22 protein-coding genes are annotated in these 13,292 nt (G+C 68.9%); 4 read left to right on the top strand and 18 right to left on the bottom strand.

What is annotated here, in order from left to right:
- Window positions 1-36: 36 nt before the first annotated feature.
- The 17 genes from EDC50_RS05110 to EDC50_RS05035 all read right to left on the bottom strand — a co-directional run bounded on the left by EDC50_RS05110 (window position 37) and on the right by EDC50_RS05035 (window position 9,721).
- On the bottom strand, window positions 37-357 hold the full coding sequence (locus EDC50_RS05110; RefSeq protein ID WP_123769348.1) for a hypothetical protein: 321 nt from the start codon (window positions 355-357) through the stop codon (window positions 37-39).
- A 12-nt stretch (window positions 358-369) separates the two neighbouring features.
- Window positions 370-789: a Mor transcription activator family protein gene (locus EDC50_RS05105; protein ID WP_123769347.1), complete on the bottom strand. Its 420-nt coding sequence runs from the start codon at window positions 787-789 to the stop codon at window positions 370-372.
- Window positions 786-1,388: a site-specific integrase gene (locus EDC50_RS05100; RefSeq protein ID WP_123769346.1), complete on the bottom strand. Its 603-nt coding sequence runs from the start codon at window positions 1,386-1,388 to the stop codon at window positions 786-788. Before EDC50_RS05100 ends, EDC50_RS05105 begins: the two co-directional genes overlap by 4 nt.
- Window positions 1,389-1,396: 8 nt before the next feature.
- Window positions 1,397-2,296 (bottom strand): recombination-associated protein RdgC, encoded by a 900-nt coding sequence (locus tag EDC50_RS05095; RefSeq protein WP_123769345.1) that lies wholly within the window; start codon window positions 2,294-2,296, stop codon window positions 1,397-1,399.
- Window positions 2,278-2,664, bottom strand: coding sequence for a gp16 family protein (locus EDC50_RS05090; protein WP_199742092.1), 387 nt, complete (start codon window positions 2,662-2,664; stop codon window positions 2,278-2,280). The genes EDC50_RS05095 and EDC50_RS05090 overlap by 19 nt, the downstream gene beginning before the upstream one ends.
- Before the next feature lie 73 nt (window positions 2,665-2,737).
- Window positions 2,738-3,052 (bottom strand): hypothetical protein, encoded by a 315-nt coding sequence (locus EDC50_RS05085; RefSeq protein ID WP_123769343.1) that lies wholly within the window; start codon window positions 3,050-3,052, stop codon window positions 2,738-2,740.
- The gene (locus EDC50_RS05080) at window positions 3,052-3,582 is read right to left on the bottom strand and encodes a host-nuclease inhibitor Gam family protein (protein WP_123769342.1); all 531 of its coding nucleotides are present in this window, start codon (window positions 3,580-3,582) and stop codon (window positions 3,052-3,054) included. Before EDC50_RS05080 ends, EDC50_RS05085 begins: the two co-directional genes overlap by 1 nt.
- A gap of 346 nt (window positions 3,583-3,928) precedes the next feature.
- Entirely contained in the window at window positions 3,929-4,147 is a 219-nt protein-coding gene (locus EDC50_RS05075) for a hypothetical protein (RefSeq protein ID WP_123769341.1), read from the bottom strand.
- The gene (locus tag EDC50_RS05070; protein ID WP_123769340.1) at window positions 4,140-4,427 is read right to left on the bottom strand and encodes a hypothetical protein; all 288 of its coding nucleotides are present in this window, start codon (window positions 4,425-4,427) and stop codon (window positions 4,140-4,142) included. The genes EDC50_RS05075 and EDC50_RS05070 overlap by 8 nt, the downstream gene beginning before the upstream one ends.
- Complete coding sequence (locus tag EDC50_RS05065) at window positions 4,424-4,798, bottom strand: hypothetical protein (protein WP_123769339.1); 375 nt, start codon at window positions 4,796-4,798, stop codon at window positions 4,424-4,426. Before EDC50_RS05065 ends, EDC50_RS05070 begins: the two co-directional genes overlap by 4 nt.
- A complete protein-coding gene (locus EDC50_RS05060; protein ID WP_123769338.1) occupies window positions 4,798-5,037 on the bottom strand; it encodes a hypothetical protein in 240 nt (79 codons plus the stop codon). Before EDC50_RS05060 ends, EDC50_RS05065 begins: the two co-directional genes overlap by 1 nt.
- Window positions 5,034-5,354 carry a helix-turn-helix domain-containing protein gene (locus EDC50_RS05055; RefSeq protein WP_123769337.1) on the bottom strand — a complete coding sequence of 107 codons (321 nt, stop codon included), beginning with the start codon at window positions 5,352-5,354 and terminating at the stop codon, window positions 5,034-5,036. The genes EDC50_RS05060 and EDC50_RS05055 overlap by 4 nt, the downstream gene beginning before the upstream one ends.
- Window positions 5,351-5,719 (bottom strand): hypothetical protein, encoded by a 369-nt coding sequence (locus tag EDC50_RS05050; protein ID WP_123769336.1) that lies wholly within the window; start codon window positions 5,717-5,719, stop codon window positions 5,351-5,353. The genes EDC50_RS05055 and EDC50_RS05050 overlap by 4 nt, the downstream gene beginning before the upstream one ends.
- Before the next feature lies 1 nt (window position 5,720).
- Complete coding sequence (locus EDC50_RS05045) at window positions 5,721-6,461, bottom strand: AAA family ATPase (RefSeq protein WP_123769335.1); 741 nt, start codon at window positions 6,459-6,461, stop codon at window positions 5,721-5,723.
- Window positions 6,462-6,463: 2 nt separating this feature from the next.
- A complete protein-coding gene (locus EDC50_RS05040) occupies window positions 6,464-8,713 on the bottom strand; it encodes a DDE-type integrase/transposase/recombinase (protein WP_158635706.1) in 2,250 nt (749 codons plus the stop codon).
- 20 nt (window positions 8,714-8,733) lie between these two features.
- The gene (locus EDC50_RS16315; RefSeq protein WP_158635705.1) at window positions 8,734-9,189 is read right to left on the bottom strand and encodes a hypothetical protein; all 456 of its coding nucleotides are present in this window, start codon (window positions 9,187-9,189) and stop codon (window positions 8,734-8,736) included.
- A gap of 181 nt (window positions 9,190-9,370) precedes the next feature.
- Window positions 9,371-9,721, bottom strand: coding sequence for a helix-turn-helix domain-containing protein (locus EDC50_RS05035; RefSeq protein ID WP_123769333.1), 351 nt, complete (start codon window positions 9,719-9,721; stop codon window positions 9,371-9,373).
- A gap of 219 nt (window positions 9,722-9,940) precedes the next feature.
- Between EDC50_RS05035 and EDC50_RS05030 the strand changes: the two genes are divergently transcribed.
- Genes EDC50_RS05030 through EDC50_RS05015 form a run of 4 tightly spaced genes read left to right on the top strand, consistent with a single transcriptional unit; the run spans window position 9,941 to window position 11,788 of the window.
- Window positions 9,941-10,384, top strand: a complete 444-nt coding sequence (locus tag EDC50_RS05030; protein WP_123769332.1) for a helix-turn-helix domain-containing protein — start codon at window positions 9,941-9,943, stop codon at window positions 10,382-10,384.
- The gene (locus tag EDC50_RS05025) at window positions 10,377-10,781 is read left to right on the top strand and encodes a hypothetical protein (protein WP_123769331.1); all 405 of its coding nucleotides are present in this window, start codon (window positions 10,377-10,379) and stop codon (window positions 10,779-10,781) included. The genes EDC50_RS05030 and EDC50_RS05025 overlap by 8 nt, the downstream gene beginning before the upstream one ends.
- A 10-nt stretch (window positions 10,782-10,791) precedes the next feature.
- Complete coding sequence (locus EDC50_RS05020) at window positions 10,792-11,346, top strand: DUF488 domain-containing protein (protein ID WP_123769330.1); 555 nt, start codon at window positions 10,792-10,794, stop codon at window positions 11,344-11,346.
- Window positions 11,347-11,398: 52 nt separating this feature from the next.
- The gene (locus tag EDC50_RS05015; protein ID WP_123769329.1) at window positions 11,399-11,788 is read left to right on the top strand and encodes a hypothetical protein; all 390 of its coding nucleotides are present in this window, start codon (window positions 11,399-11,401) and stop codon (window positions 11,786-11,788) included.
- Between the two features lie 168 nt (window positions 11,789-11,956).
- Here the strand turns inward: EDC50_RS05015 and EDC50_RS05010 are convergent, their stop codons facing one another.
- Window positions 11,957-13,183 carry a PQQ-dependent sugar dehydrogenase gene (locus EDC50_RS05010; RefSeq protein ID WP_123769328.1) on the bottom strand — a complete coding sequence of 409 codons (1,227 nt, stop codon included), beginning with the start codon at window positions 13,181-13,183 and terminating at the stop codon, window positions 11,957-11,959.
- Between the last annotated feature and the right edge of the window lie 109 nt (window positions 13,184-13,292).

The raw sequence follows: 13,292 nt of genomic DNA, 5'->3' as shown, positions 1-13,292 counted from the left end.
CTCGGAGGCGGGGCTTCGTATCTGCGGATGGACAGCTCAGAGAATCGACTTTCCGTCCAGATCGAGGCCAGTGACCGCGCCGCGCTTGACGATGCAGATCGCAGTAGTGTCGATCATTGCGCCAAAGCCATTCTGCAGGCGGAGTCCGTCACCGTGATCCCATCGCACGCTGCAGAGTTCCTCAGCTGGATAGCAACGCGGTGCGACGTACGGAATCTCAGCGCTGCTGGGATTCTTTGCCGCCATGCGGATGGCTTCTTGGCACGCCAAGACGGCGTCCGCCCCGGATGAGCTATCGCAACCGGAAACCCAAGCTAATGCGCAAAGCAGCGGCACCAAAGCGATGATCCTTTTCACCTTCCCCCCTTGTTAGTCGTCGAATAGTCGGCCCTGAATTTTGTTCAAATGCAGCGCGCGCTGCTGGCGAATGATCCGATAGACCTGCTGCTCGCTCAATCGGTGTTCGTCGGCCAGCTGGCGGATGTTGCCGCGCTTGGCCTGGCGGTAGATTTCCGCATCGCGCAGGGCCGTGCGCAGCCGATCGCCGCGGGGCAGGTACCACATACGGGCGCCGAAGTACTCGGCCAACGCCAGCACGCCGTCGCGCGCGAGCACGAACGCCTCGTATTCGCCGCGACCCTGGCGCAGGTACACGGCCTCCTGCACGCGGACCATATCGACCAAAGCCTGCGCCCAGCGGTCTTCCGGTACGTCGCCGATGTCGCGGCCGATCAGGCCGAGCGACTCGCTCTCGGTCTGCGCCGGCATCATTTCGAGCTGCTCGGTCACGTTTCGGTTCCGTACTTCACGCGTGCCGCAGCGCACTGCTTTTCGGCCTCCTCCGGCTCCATGAGGCCGTAGGCCAGCTGCTGGCGGATCCAATCCAGTTCGTTCTGCAGCTTCTTCTGCCGCGGGTCCTCGGGCGGTGCCTGCAGCGGTGGGGCGGCGGACAGGTGCCGGCCGGCACGGGCGTCGGCTTCGCGCCGGCGCTCCGCGGCGGCATCGGCCGCGTCCGCCAGGCTGAACACCACCGCGCGCAGGTAGCCGTGGCCTTCGAGCGGCAGGCTCAGCCGATCGCGCTGCGCCAGCATCTGCTCGATGCCCTGCGCCCACATCGCCGGAGCGACGGGGCGGCGCATGCCGGTGCGCTCGTCCTTGCACACCGTGCCGGCAGCGATCAGGTCGGCCACCTCGCGCGCCAGCTTCACCGCGCGCGCCATCCGCAGTCCCGTCTTCGGAGGCTTGAACAGCCGCAGATACGCCAGCACCGCACGGCCGCACTCCGGCGGCAGCTCGGCGACCGCCGCGGCCAGGCGCTTGCCTTCGTCGTCGGTGAAGAACGCCTCCATCTCGGCTTGGAAGGCGCAATGAGGGCAAGTCCCGAGCATCAGTCCTCTCACGCCCTCGTCAACTTCAGCGCGCCTTCCAGCACCGTGAACAGGCGGCGGAACTCGCCGGCCATGAGCACGAAGCGCGCGTCGAGCTCCGCGCGCAGGTCGTTACGCTCGGTCGCCTCGAGCTCGTCGACCGCGCCGTCGAGCAGCTTGAACTTACGCACGATCAGGTCCTCGCCGAGCACGAACGAGACGTGGTCGTCGAGGTTCAGCGCCAGCCGGGTGACCTGCTTGCCCGACTCCAGGTGCTTGGCGATCTCGTCGCTGTTCAGCTCCATGCTGTCGATTCGGACACGGGCGGCACGATCCGCTGGGTCGCGCAGCTCGCACTCGTCGCCGAGCGACAACCCGTCGGGCAGCGGCTCGCCGGCGACCCAGCCGGTCAGCACCGCGCGCGGCGCGACCTCGGCGTTCAGCGGCAGCGCCGGGAAGCTGCCGAGCGCGCGGCGGATCTCGCTGACCACGTTCTCGCCGCTCTTGCGGCTGGAGGTGTCGACCGCGACCACGCCGTGGCCCAGATCGACCAGCGCGTCGGTGCGCGAGGGCTTCACGAACGCGCGCGGCAGCAGGTCGGCGATCAGCTCGTCCTTGATCCGCTTGCGGGTGCGGCCGCCGGGCTTGCGGCCTTCCTTCTGCTCGATCTCCGCCAGCTTCTTCTGCAGCAGGTCGTTGACCACCGAGCCGGGCAGGATCTTGTCCTCGCCGCCGACCGCCAGCCACAGCGCGTCGCCCTGGCGGTGCGACAGCGCCTCGGCGTCGCGCCCGAACGGGCTGATGAAGCCGCGGCTGGACAGCTCGAACAGGCCGACCGGCTTGAGCTGGCATTCGTCGAGGCCGGCGTCGAGGTCGTCGAACTTGGTCGAGGTGGGGAAGCGGAACAGGGTCAGGTTGCGGAAGAGCATACGGGGCTCCTTGTGACGGACTTTCGACGGGCGTCGATCTCTAGAGCGGCGACGAGTCGGTGCAACTGGTCGTGGTTGAGCCACTCCACGCGCGCGACGCTGAACATGCGGCGCGCCGTGCCGTGGGCGTACGACCAGGGACGCTTGGCGTCTGCAAGCAGTGCTTCCACCTTCTGTAGCATCGGCACGTCCTTGATCGACTTCGGACGCCCAGCGAACACGCGGCGGCGTGCCTGGCGCTCGGTAACCTTGAACCCAAGGCGCGCGAACTCGGCGAGGACGGCGTTGCGCTCCTGGGCGGTCATGTCCGCTGAGGAGGCCTTACCGGTCAGGCGCACGAGCAGTGCCCGGTAGGTGTCGTCGTCCATACCGAGTTGCTTCTTGGCCTGGTGGATGCGGCCGAGCTGTCGGTTGCGGTCGGCTACGGGGCTTCGCATGCGCCTAGTCATCCGCCACCTCGGCCATGCCCGGTTCCACGCCTTCGCTGCAGCTGAGCAGCCGCGCCACGCTGCGGCAGGCCTCGAAGAAGCGGGCCTTGAGCTGCGGCGGCGCCACCGCCGGCAGCGGCCGGGAGCGCTGGCCGGCGTGATCGGCGGCGGTGATGACCCGCCAGTCGATCACGCTCAGCCGTCGCACGCGTAACTGCACGCCGCAGGATGGGCAGCGAACCTGCTGCGACACCCCACCGGTAAAAGGCTCGACGATCCGGAGGGCGCAGCCGCATTCGCAGCATTGAGGAATGGGAGCGGGCTGCATCAGCGCACCTCCTCGATCTCGGTGGCGAAGGGCTTAATGACGAAGTCCTCCTTCCCAGTTACCACCGATAGTCCTTTGATCCCTTCGACGGCAGACGGCTCCGCTAGGATGGCCTCCTTGTTGACCGACTCCTTGGTGCGGATGAATCGCTCCAGCCCCAGCTTCTTGAGGGTCTCGATGACGATGCCCTCGCTGCGGACGTTTACGCTGGGCGGCCGCATGCGCCAGCTGACCTCGCCAGCACCGAACTTGGCAGTTTTAGTCCGACCGTCCTTGGTCAGCTCCGCGCGCCGGGCCTCGCACCATATACGGACGCCCTCGCCGAGCTGGGCAATGACCGCAGCATGCGGGGCTGCTAGCGCTTCGTAATGTTCTTTGATCTCCGCGAGCTTGGCGTTCATTTCGGTTTCGATGGACTGGCGCGCACGCTGTGCGGCGCCGATCTCGGCGAGGGCCGCGTCCACCTCGTGTTGGTCGCGGAGCGTGACGACGGCGGCTTCGGTCTTGATGCGGGTCTTTTTGCTACTCATGGGTTGGGGTCCTGCTGCTGGTTGTCGGGCCGTTTGCCGCCGGCCGCGGGCTGGGTGGAAGGCCCTCCGCGTCCATCGGGCTGAGGGCTTTGAACAACTCGGTGCGCCACTCGCGTGCCTGCGTCAGGCTTACGTCCAGCACTGCGCTGATCAGCTGTGGCGTGAGGCTCGCCGACGGCTGGTGCTGCGCCCACAGCGCGAAGCGCATGGCGCGGAGACGGTCACAGCGAGACCGGCGTTTGCGCATGCGCGTCACTCCTCGTCGGGCTCCGCGGCGTGCTGGCAGATGCGGCGGAGCACGTCGCGGTAGCGCTCGCCGATCACGGGCGCCAGCTCGTCCTCGTCGTCAGCCGGCTGCATGCGCTTCCTCGGGGAACTGCTCGAAGGGCACGATCTCAACGTTCGGGACCAGCCGGCGCTGCACGCGGGTCATGACCTCGACGACCACGTGCGGACGGCCATCCGCCTCCACCTTCTTGCCGGCGGCAGCGACCGCGTCCTCGTACGATGCGAAGCCGGCGCCCATCACCGCGGCGACCGGGAGCACGACGTACCGCTCAGCCATTGGCCACCTCGGCGCGCGCGGCGTGCTCGACCCACTCGACCTGCACGTCCTCGTACGGGGCAGCGCAGACGTAGTCATGGCCGTCGGCGACGGGATGCCGGCGATAGCGCACGCCGTCCGCGAAGCTCGGCTTGCTGTTGACGATCAGCACCGGGCGCCGGCCGTTGTCGAACACGGAAAGCACGCGGATGCCCTCACGTTCTAGCCGCTCGATCACTGCGGCGGTCGAGCGCAGGCCATCTGGGCGCACAGCATGCGGTTGGATCGGGTTGACTTTCATTCGGTCTTCTCCTGGGGAATGGGCAACCCGAGTTGCCCGTAAAGGTCCGGCGTCGCGACGCGTTTCATCGCGGCCACCAGCCGGGCGGTGGCCTCGATCCGCTTCACGAGGAAGCGGCAGGTCCGGTCGAGGTCGTCCGCGTTTGCCGCAAGGTGGTAACCCTCGTCCGGCGTTGCGCAGATCGCGTGACCTTCGAGGCGCAGCTGCTCGATGACCTGACGCAGGCGGCGCTCGTCGGCGGCGTTGCGGCGCCCAGTGATGAACTCAGCCAGGTCGGCGGCGGTGATACCGTTGGCCGGGCCAACCCGCCGCATCAGCGCGGTCAGCACAGTCTCTGGCGTGATCTCGCCTGGGAGCAGCGGCAGCTGCACTAGCGGCCACCTCCGTGCATGTCGATGGCGAGCTGCACGACGGCGCGGATAGCGGGCAACTCGCGGTCCACCGCCGCGATTCGGGCGAACGCCGCGTCCTCCGGGATGTCGACGGCGGCGAGGATCGCCATCGCGGCGGCTGTGCGATCGAACCCGTCGCGTGCGTGTGCCGCGGCGCTTTGCAACCGCGTGGCTAGGCGGGCCTGCGCGGCGGCCTTGAGCTGCTCGTAGTCGCTCACTCGGCACCTCGCCGGTTCGGGCAGGTCGGGCAGGCGCGCGCGAGCTGCACGCGCATGTGATTGGTGCTTGCGAACGGCTGCCGCTGGTACTCCAAACAGCGGTTGCGCGGCAGCTCGCCGATCACCGGACACTCGACCGTCAAGCCCATCAGCGCGCCCTCGACCTTCTGTTGCACGGCGCGCAAATCGCCCTTGTAGGTGCCTTTCAGAACTTGCGAGACAACGGCGGGGCTGTAGCCGATCTTCTCCGCCACGGCGCTCTGCGTGCGGCATTTGCAGGCTGCGCGCAGCACGTTCAGCCAATCCGGCTCGGTCATAGGGGGTACTCCGTTTCGGTGTTGTGGTCGTAGACCGCGACCGCTACGCGGTGAGGCATGCGCGACGAGCGCTTGCGCAGCACCGAGGGCGCCTTGGGCCCGGTGTTGCGGATCAGGGTGTAGGTGGCCGGCAGGCACCGGCCGAGGCCATGCCGCGTGATGCGCAGGTACCCGGCCCGGACCAGGTACCTCGCATAGCGGCATACGGACTCGGCGGTTGTGATCTCCACAACGGCGGCCACGTCTCCCGCCGTGAAGGTGCGCAGCATCCGCATCGCGTTCCACGTCTTGCCTAGCACGAACGTGCCCCGCGCCTCCTTGCCTGCGCGGTGCCGTCGCGTGGCGTTGCGCACTTTCGGCGACACGTCAGCCCACCGCCTGCAAGCGCTGCTTGACGGCCTGTGGCGCATTGCCCAAGAAGAAATCCTGCCCGCGCGGCCAATCGGCGGCAGCCACCGATGCGAGGCTGCGGCTGCGCGCGAACTGCTCGATGCGGCCCAGGCCCACAACGATGTTGCGGACGCTGCCGGCGGCGCGCGCGTGGAGCATGTCGACCAGGTCGTCGGCGACGGAAACCTCGCACAGTTCGCGCGCAAGGACGCGCGCGTCGACTTCCGAGCACGGTGCGAACTCCACCCATTGCGAGATACGGCCGGACAGCTGCGGGCTGGACGAGATTCTCCGGTCGATTCCCGCCATGCCGATGAGAATCACGGGCACGCTGGACAGGTCGTGCAGGTCGCGCAACGTGTCCACGAGGCGCTTCTGCTCCACGACGTAGTCCGCCTCGTCGACGAACAGCGGCCTGCCGGTCTCGGCGAGCTTGCCGACGATGGCTTCGACGGTCTGCGCCACGCGGCCGCGCGAGGCGATGTTCAGTTCGCGGCAGATGGTTTCCAGCATGCTGGTCGGCGTGCTGGTGGCCAGGGCGCGCACGAACACGCCGTTCTGCCGGGTGGCGAGCCACGCCACCGCGGTAGTCTTTCCGCGGCCGCTCGGGCCGAAGCACAGGCCCATTCCGGGCATGCCGGGCGTGCGGCTCAGCAGGGCCTCGCCGGCTTCGGCCAGGCGGGCCACGTTGCTGATGGGTACGATCTTGGAGCGCATGGTCAATCCCCTTGTTGTGCTTGCAGTAGTCGGTTGCGCTCGGTGCCGTGAGGCAGCAGCGCGGCGTATTCGCTCGGCAGGCCCTGGGTTTCCGGGCCGAAGTACTCAAAGACCAGCCAGCGGCCCTTGAACTCGTCGCTGTTGACGTAGCCTTTGAGGCGGTGCCGTTCGATATCGTTGCGCTCTTCCGGCGCCTTCATCAGCACGCTGAGCGCCCACGCGAAGCGCTGCTCGGCGGTTTCGTCCTGGGCTTGCTCGCGGCGCAGCAGATGGGTCACGTCGTCCACGTCTGCGATCGTGCTCGGCGCCGGCACCGGCGCGGCGGGCGGCGCCTGCTCGGCCTGCAGCGCGGCCGCAGCATCCGCGGCGGCTTCCAGCGCTGGGGTGATGTGCACGACGTTCGGCGGCGGTAGCGCGGCGAGCGCCGCATGCTGCTCGGCCCTACGGTCGAGGATGTCCCACGCGATGTCCGCGGTCTTAGCTTTGCGCTTCGCCGCGCGCAGTTCCGCCTTCGCGTCTTGCACTGCGCGGGTCTGCCGGGTCTTGGCTTCGATGGCGACTTCGCGGCGGGAGACGCCGAGCACCTCGGGGCATTCGGCGATGCATAAGTAGCGTTCGGCGTGGTAGACGACAACGCGGCCAAGGTCGCCTTCTTCGTCGCGACGCACCAGGACCTGCTCGCCAATGACGCCAGCAAGCTCAGGCGCGATGTAGACCAGATTGTCGATCCGCAGGCCACGCTTTGTGACGGTGCGGAGCTCGCCGGCGCCCATCAGCAGGTCCAGCGCGCGCACGTCGGCGACGCGGCGGACAGCGTCGCGCAGCTGCGCGCTGCGCTCGAACGGCGTGACGCCCCCGAGACCTTCATGCGGCTGGTGGGCGTAGTAGTCGTTGCACCAGCGGTCGCACACGTCCTGCAGATCGGCCGCGGTGAGGCGGACTTCCACCAGGTCCGACGACTTCTTGAACAAGCGGTCGGCGAAGGCTTCTCGTGCGCGGATTTCCTGCGCTTCGGCCACGTTGTGGCCACAGTAGCCCGGCAGCAGTTCGACCAAGCCATGCGCGAAAGTGCGGAATGCGCGCTCGATGTTGCCCTTCTCCCACGGACTGAACGGCGCGCTGAACTTCGCTTCGATTTGCAGGCTGGTCAGCAGCTGGCCGACGCGCTGGCTGGCGTAGTCGCGGCCGTTGTCCATCTTCACCGCTTCCGGCACACCCCAATCCAAGATCGTTCGGCGCAGCAGACGGCACACAGACTCGGCAGTACTGGTCTTCGAGACCCACAGGCGCAGGCGGCGCGTTGCCAAGTCGATCACACCGATCAGGCTGTGGCGGCCGTCGACCAGCTGCAGGTCCGCCGGGCTGCTGTCCAGCTGCCACAGCTGGTTGGCGCGGGTAATGCCCTCGGTGAGGCTCCCGAAGGCGGACATGTAGCGGTTCTTCCACGCGTCCGGATTCGTCAGCGCGAGGAACACCTCAGCGTTCTGCGACTTCCACTTCTTCAGCCAGCGCTGGACGGTTCGCTCGTCGGGCAGATCGACGCCGGCGGCGCCGAAGCGCGCATCCAGGGCGTCGCACACGTGCTTCGCGCTCGCGTGCGGCTTGTCGGCCAGCAGGCCGACGACGAAGTCGCGCAGCTCGGGGTTCGTGTCGAGCTTGCCGGTGCCGGCGCGGTTGCCGTAGTTGCCGGCGAGCGCGGCCGGGCCCTTGGTCTTCAGGTCGCGCTTCCACCGGCGCAGCGTCGCCGGGTGCAAGTCGGCGCCGGTATGCTGGCGCACCTGGAGCGGGACGGCGAGCTCACCTCGGTTGTAAGCGACGCAGAAGTCCTCCATTGCACGGGTGATGCCCGTGCCGCGCGCCTCCGCGAAGGCAGCCAGACGCTGCAGCAGTTCCAGCTTGGCTTCCATGCGCGCGCGGCGCGTGCCGGTCATGCCGGCAGCTACCACCGCGCCCTGCTCGAACGCGCGCTGTCGCACCGCTGCATCCACCGACTCGGCGATCACCTGGCGGCGCGCCGCCGCGGCGCCAGCGCGGAATGCGGGACTGGCCTCGGCCGCGGCGCGTAGCGCTTCGGCTCGCTGCAGGGCGTCGCGAACATCCGCGGGCAGGAGCTCCCATGCGTACAGGCGGCGCTTGCCACCGCGCACTGCTTCCTCGCTAAAAGACCAGTTTTCACGCGTCGCACGCCGTACGATGCTGGACTTGTTGCGACCGAGCGCCTCCGCAATCTCCAGAAGGTCGTACAGCTTCATCGGGCGACCGCCGTCGGCCATCAGCGTGCCCTCCGGCGCAGCATCCGCAGGTTGTTGACGTGTTCTCGCAGGGCCTCGATCTGCTCCTGCGCGGCGCCGATCTCGGCGTCGAGCGCGGCGGCGCCGAGCACGAGGCGTCCGCCGCGCACCTCCGCCAGCCATTCCGAGTAGCGGTGACTGCGGCAGGCATGCTCGAGCGCCGGCATCAGCCATGCGGGCGTGTTGTAGGCCTCGCGGCTCTCCGCGGTGTACGCGTCGAGCATGTGCTTGCTGACCTCTTTCCCGACGAGCCGCGACACACGCGCGGCCACTTCGTAGCGATCGAGCTCCGGGTCGGCTGCGCGGGCGTCGTCCAGCATTGCGCCGACCAGGACGGCCACGCGGGTGCGGAAGTCCATGCTGCCGGGCAGCGCCGGCACCGGCCGCGGGATCGCAGCGAAGAGGTCGCCCGTGGCGACGTCACGGGACCGCGCCATCAGGCGACCTCCCCGCCGCAATGCACGCTCGCGCAGGGGGAGGCGCCCGCGGGCTTTCGGCCCGCGCCCACAAGGGGATGCCCCTGCTCACGTGCTGCCGGGGTTTTCGGGATGGACGCCCGCGCACTCTCCGGCTGATCGCACCCGTTGGCCCGGGCCAGGCGGTAGACAAAGGACGTGTTCATGCGCCGGCCGCCTTTTGCGGATTGCGGCCCCCAGCGCGGGTGGTAGCCTTGCAGGAGGCATGGGCCGGGCGCTTCGGCGCGCGGCCTCGGCGGCGGTTGGGATTGCCGTTGGCGTCGTACCGGCTCGGCCAGATCTCCTGCGGCCGCAGGCCGATGGCGCTGGCGATGATCCCTTCGGCCTTCGGCCACGCACGGCGAAAGACCTCGCTCAGCGAGCTGTCGCCGGTGTAGCCGTGCTCGAAGCCGAGCTGCCGCAACGACCAGCCCGCTTTGTCCAGCGCCGCCTTGATGTCGGACGGATGCCAGTCCTGGGGGGCTGGTTTTTTTGGGGCGGCGGCTGTGGGCATTGGCTGTCACGAACAAAGGGTGTGTATGGAGCGCAAACATAGACCCAAACGGGTTTGTTTACAACCCCTTTCGGGTGCATCACTTCACCCGATCGGGCTTGATGCATCCGGTTGCCATTTTTCGTTTTCCGATCAATGGCTTACAGAAAGTGGTGCGCGAACCAGAGGCGCAACACTCCGCGCAACGCTTCTAGTTGACGAAGCGATGCGGGGTCTCCGGTGATCGGGGAGAGACTCGCTCGGGTGCGTGGGTCGCGCTCCCGCGAGGAGTTCGCAACCTGGTTGGGTGTTCACCTGAACACCTACGCTCGATATGAGCGGGGAGAGCGGGAGATAGGCGCGGAATTGCTGGCGAAGCTCGCCAGCGAGGGCTGGAACGGCCACTGGCTGCTCACGGGAGAGGGGCCGGAACGGATCGACGCCGCAAACGACGCCTCTCAAGCTGAGAGACTCGACGCCGATACGCTGCTGGCGGCCATCGAGACCGTCGATGAGGCACTAGCCATGCCAGGGGTGCCGGCATTCACATCGCGCGGGCGGGCGGAACTGGTGTTAGCGGTCTATCGCCGCTGGATTGATACCCCTTCCTCGCCCGCAAGGGCGGTCGCGGTGGTTCTGCAGACAATCCGAGAAGCCGTGAAATCAGGGGAATTTGATGAATAAGGAACTTCGAGACGAGATCGCCAGCATTGCCCGCCGCCACAGCCAACAGGTGCCCGCGAGCCCGCAGGTTTGGCAGTCGCCGCAGCAGGGTAGTGTCGCGATCAACGGGAACGGCAACACCGTGTACATGCCGACCGGCGGCAGTGGGAAGCCGTTCCTGAACTTCGGCCGGCTTTTCGGCTTCTTCCTGCTAGCGACCTTCGTCCCGTACTGGTTGGCCAACCTGGTGCCGGCTTGGGAGCGGATGGATGCGGCCGCGCCGCACCTGGTGCGCGTCTTCCACGTGCTGCGCAGCTTCTCGCCCGAGCACATGCTTGCGAGCATGCTGGGGGCAATGCTGTTGGCAGTCCTTCTGGCCGGTGCCACACGCTTGTGGCTGAGTCAGCGCGCTCGTTAGCGCGCAATCCATGTGTCGCGGGGCGGCCCGGCCGCCCCGCGATGCGCAATCCATTTGTCGTGGCGGAGTGCTTGGCCGGGAGCGCTCAACTGGGCTCAAAGCCTTGTTTTTCTGGCCTTTCGTGCCGTTTTTTCCCGCCTTGTTCCGCCTTATCCCGTTTGATCACTCCAGGTGTCGGGTCACAGCGGGCATCCGCTACGTGCCGCTGCCCGGCCTCGGCGGGCGCCGGCGGGCGAGGCCGGACTCGCCGAACACCGCTTGGCGCAATGCCGCGTTCCGCGGCTACGCCGACCACATGGCGAGCGCGGAGTACCGCGCCGCGCGCGACCGCCTGGACGCGCTGGCGCGCGCCGCGCCGACCGCGATGATGTGCGCGGAGGCGATGTGGTGGCAGTGCCACCGCGGCCTGATCGCCGACGATTTCAAGGCGAGCGGCTGGCGGGTGGTGCACCTGATGGCGCCCGGCCGGGCGGAGGAGCATCCGTACACCGGCGCCGCGCGACGGGTCGACGGCCGGCTGAGCTACTCGGCCGCCGACGACGAGCGGCAGAGCCCGCTGTTCTGAGGCGTCGACGGGCGGCCGGCTATGATGGGCGCGTTCCCGCCGGAGATGCGCCATGTCCATCCATTCCAAGGCGCGCCGCAATGCCGGCAAGCGCCGCGCCAGGACCGCAGGCGAGACGGAGGCGGCCCCGATCGAGCCGCACGCCGACCTGCGCGATCGCCAGGGCGAGCTGCTCGGCGGCATCGTCCGCCGCGAAGGCGAATGGACCCTAGGCCTGGGCGGGAAGATCGTCGGCGACACGCACAGCGCCGCCCGCGCACTGGCCATCCTGCGCCGCGCCGCGGCGTTGCACGAGCGCGAGGGCACGCAGGTGCGCCTGAGCTGTTCGGCGACCCTGCGCCGGGCGGCCGAGCGGGAGGCGGCCGAGCAGGGCCTGAGCTTCGAACAGTTCGAGCGCCGCCTGGCCGAGGAGATGGCCGCGGCTGCCGCGAACCGGCACTAGCCGTCCCGGCAGGAACCGTTCGCGGCGGCGCGGCTCGGCCGGCACCCCGGGCGCCGCTTGCCCGGCCACCCCGCCTGGCCGGGAGCGTCAAGGGGAACGAGAAAACCGTCCGTTGCCGTTCCCCGCGATTCGTTCCGCGGAACAGGGCGCAGCCCGGCCAGGGCCGTGCTAGCCGCCGGACGCGTTCGCGGCGGGGGCCTGCCCGCCGGGCGGATCCAGGCGCAGCAGCTTGCCGTCGCTGTCGTCGGTGACGACGTAGACCTTGCCGTCGGCGCCGACCCGCACGTCGCGGATGCGCGCGCCGAGCTCCTTCAGCAGGCGCTCCTCGCCGACGATCTTGTCGCCTTCGAGGCTCAGCCGGATCAGGCTGCCGTCGGACAGCGCGCCGAGGAACAGGCTGTCGTTCCACTTCGAGTTCGGCCGGTTCACGTAGAACGCCATGCCCGACAGCGCCGGCGACTTCTCCCACACGTGGTACGGCGGCTCGGTGCCCGGCGCGCGGGTGCCGACGGCCTCGGGGATCTTCAGCCCGGAATAGTTGATGCCGTGGGTGGCCAGCGGCCAGCCGTAGTTCTTGCCGGGCTCGGGCAGGTTGATCTCGTCGCCGCCGCGCGGGCCGTGCTCGGCCTCCCACAGCTTGCCGGTGCGCGGATCGACTGCCAGCGACTGCGAGTTGCGGTGGCCGTAGCTCCAGATCTCCGGGCGCGCGTCCTGGCGGCCGACGAACGGATTGTCCGCGGGCACGCTGCCGTCGAGGTTCAGGCGCACCAGCTTGCCCTGCAGCATGTCCAGCTTCTGCGAGGTCGGGCGGTCGTTGCGCTCGCCCTGGCTGATGAAGACGTGGCCCTGGCCGTCGAAGGCGATGCGCGAGCCGAAGTGGTTCGGCCCCTCGAGCTTGGGCTGCTGGCGGTAGATCACCTTGACGTCGCCCAGGGCGTTGTCGCCGAGCGTGGCGGTGGCCACCGCGGTGCCGGCCGTGCCGTTCTCGCCGGGCTCGGCGTAGCTCAGGTAGATGCGGCGGCTGCGGGTGAAGTCCGGCGCCAGCACCACGTCGAGCAGGCCGCCCTGGCCTTCGGCGAACACCGCGGGGACGCCGGCCAGCGGCGCGGACACCGTGCCGTCGGCGCCGATGCGGCGCAGGCGGCCCGGGCGCTCGGTGACCAGGAAGCCGCCGTCCGGCAGCAGCGCCACCGCCCAGGGGTGCTCCAGGCCGCTCGCGATCTCGGTGACCTGCACCGGGCCGAGCTGGCTGGCCACCGTCCGCGACGCCTGCGCCTTGGGCGCGGCCTGCGCGGCGGGCGCCGCGCCGTCCTGGCGCGCCTGGCACGCGGCGAGCGCGAGCGAGAGGCCGAAGGCGACGGCGAGGGCGAGAGGACGAGGCGAGGCTGGGCGCATGGAACGGATCTCCGCGATGGAAAGCCCGAATGCTGCCACACGTTCGCTTGCAACGTGTTTCGGCCGCAGGAAGGGGCGTGGGCGGCCCGGACAGGGAGCGAGCGGACGC

Origin of the sequence: Vulcaniibacterium tengchongense (assembly GCF_003814555.1) — a bacterium.
GTDB classification, from domain to species: Bacteria; Pseudomonadota; Gammaproteobacteria; order Xanthomonadales; family Xanthomonadaceae; genus Vulcaniibacterium; species Vulcaniibacterium tengchongense.
This window is presented reverse-complemented; position numbering and strand designations above follow the sequence as displayed.

Coding starts and splice junctions, on each gene's coding strand:
- EDC50_RS05100 (WP_123769346.1), bottom strand. CDS start 1,388: ATGCTCGGGACTTGCCCTCATTGCGCCTTCCAAGCCGAGATGGAGGCG.
- EDC50_RS05095 (WP_123769345.1), bottom strand. CDS start 2,296: ATGCTCTTCCGCAACCTGACCCTGTTCCGCTTCCCCACCTCGACCAAG.
- EDC50_RS05090 (WP_199742092.1), bottom strand. CDS start 2,664: ATGGACGACGACACCTACCGGGCACTGCTCGTGCGCCTGACCGGTAAG.
- EDC50_RS05085 (WP_123769343.1), bottom strand. CDS start 3,052: ATGCAGCCCGCTCCCATTCCTCAATGCTGCGAATGCGGCTGCGCCCTC.
- EDC50_RS05080 (WP_123769342.1), bottom strand. CDS start 3,582: ATGAGTAGCAAAAAGACCCGCATCAAGACCGAAGCCGCCGTCGTCACG.
- EDC50_RS05075 (WP_123769341.1), bottom strand. CDS start 4,147: ATGGCTGAGCGGTACGTCGTGCTCCCGGTCGCCGCGGTGATGGGCGCC.
- EDC50_RS05070 (WP_123769340.1), bottom strand. CDS start 4,427: ATGAAAGTCAACCCGATCCAACCGCATGCTGTGCGCCCAGATGGCCTG.
- EDC50_RS05055 (WP_123769337.1), bottom strand. CDS start 5,354: ATGACCGAGCCGGATTGGCTGAACGTGCTGCGCGCAGCCTGCAAATGC.
- EDC50_RS05045 (WP_123769335.1), bottom strand. CDS start 6,461: ATGCGCTCCAAGATCGTACCCATCAGCAACGTGGCCCGCCTGGCCGAA.
- EDC50_RS05040 (WP_158635706.1), bottom strand. CDS start 8,713: ATGAAGCTGTACGACCTTCTGGAGATTGCGGAGGCGCTCGGTCGCAAC.
- EDC50_RS16315 (WP_158635705.1), bottom strand. CDS start 9,189: ATGGCGCGGTCCCGTGACGTCGCCACGGGCGACCTCTTCGCTGCGATC.
- EDC50_RS05035 (WP_123769333.1), bottom strand. CDS start 9,721: ATGCCCACAGCCGCCGCCCCAAAAAAACCAGCCCCCCAGGACTGGCAT.
- EDC50_RS05025 (WP_123769331.1), top strand. CDS start 10,377: ATGAATAAGGAACTTCGAGACGAGATCGCCAGCATTGCCCGCCGCCAC.
- EDC50_RS05020 (WP_123769330.1), top strand. CDS start 10,792: ATGTGTCGCGGGGCGGCCCGGCCGCCCCGCGATGCGCAATCCATTTGT.
- EDC50_RS05015 (WP_123769329.1), top strand. CDS start 11,399: ATGTCCATCCATTCCAAGGCGCGCCGCAATGCCGGCAAGCGCCGCGCC.
- EDC50_RS05010 (WP_123769328.1), bottom strand. CDS start 13,183: ATGCGCCCAGCCTCGCCTCGTCCTCTCGCCCTCGCCGTCGCCTTCGGC.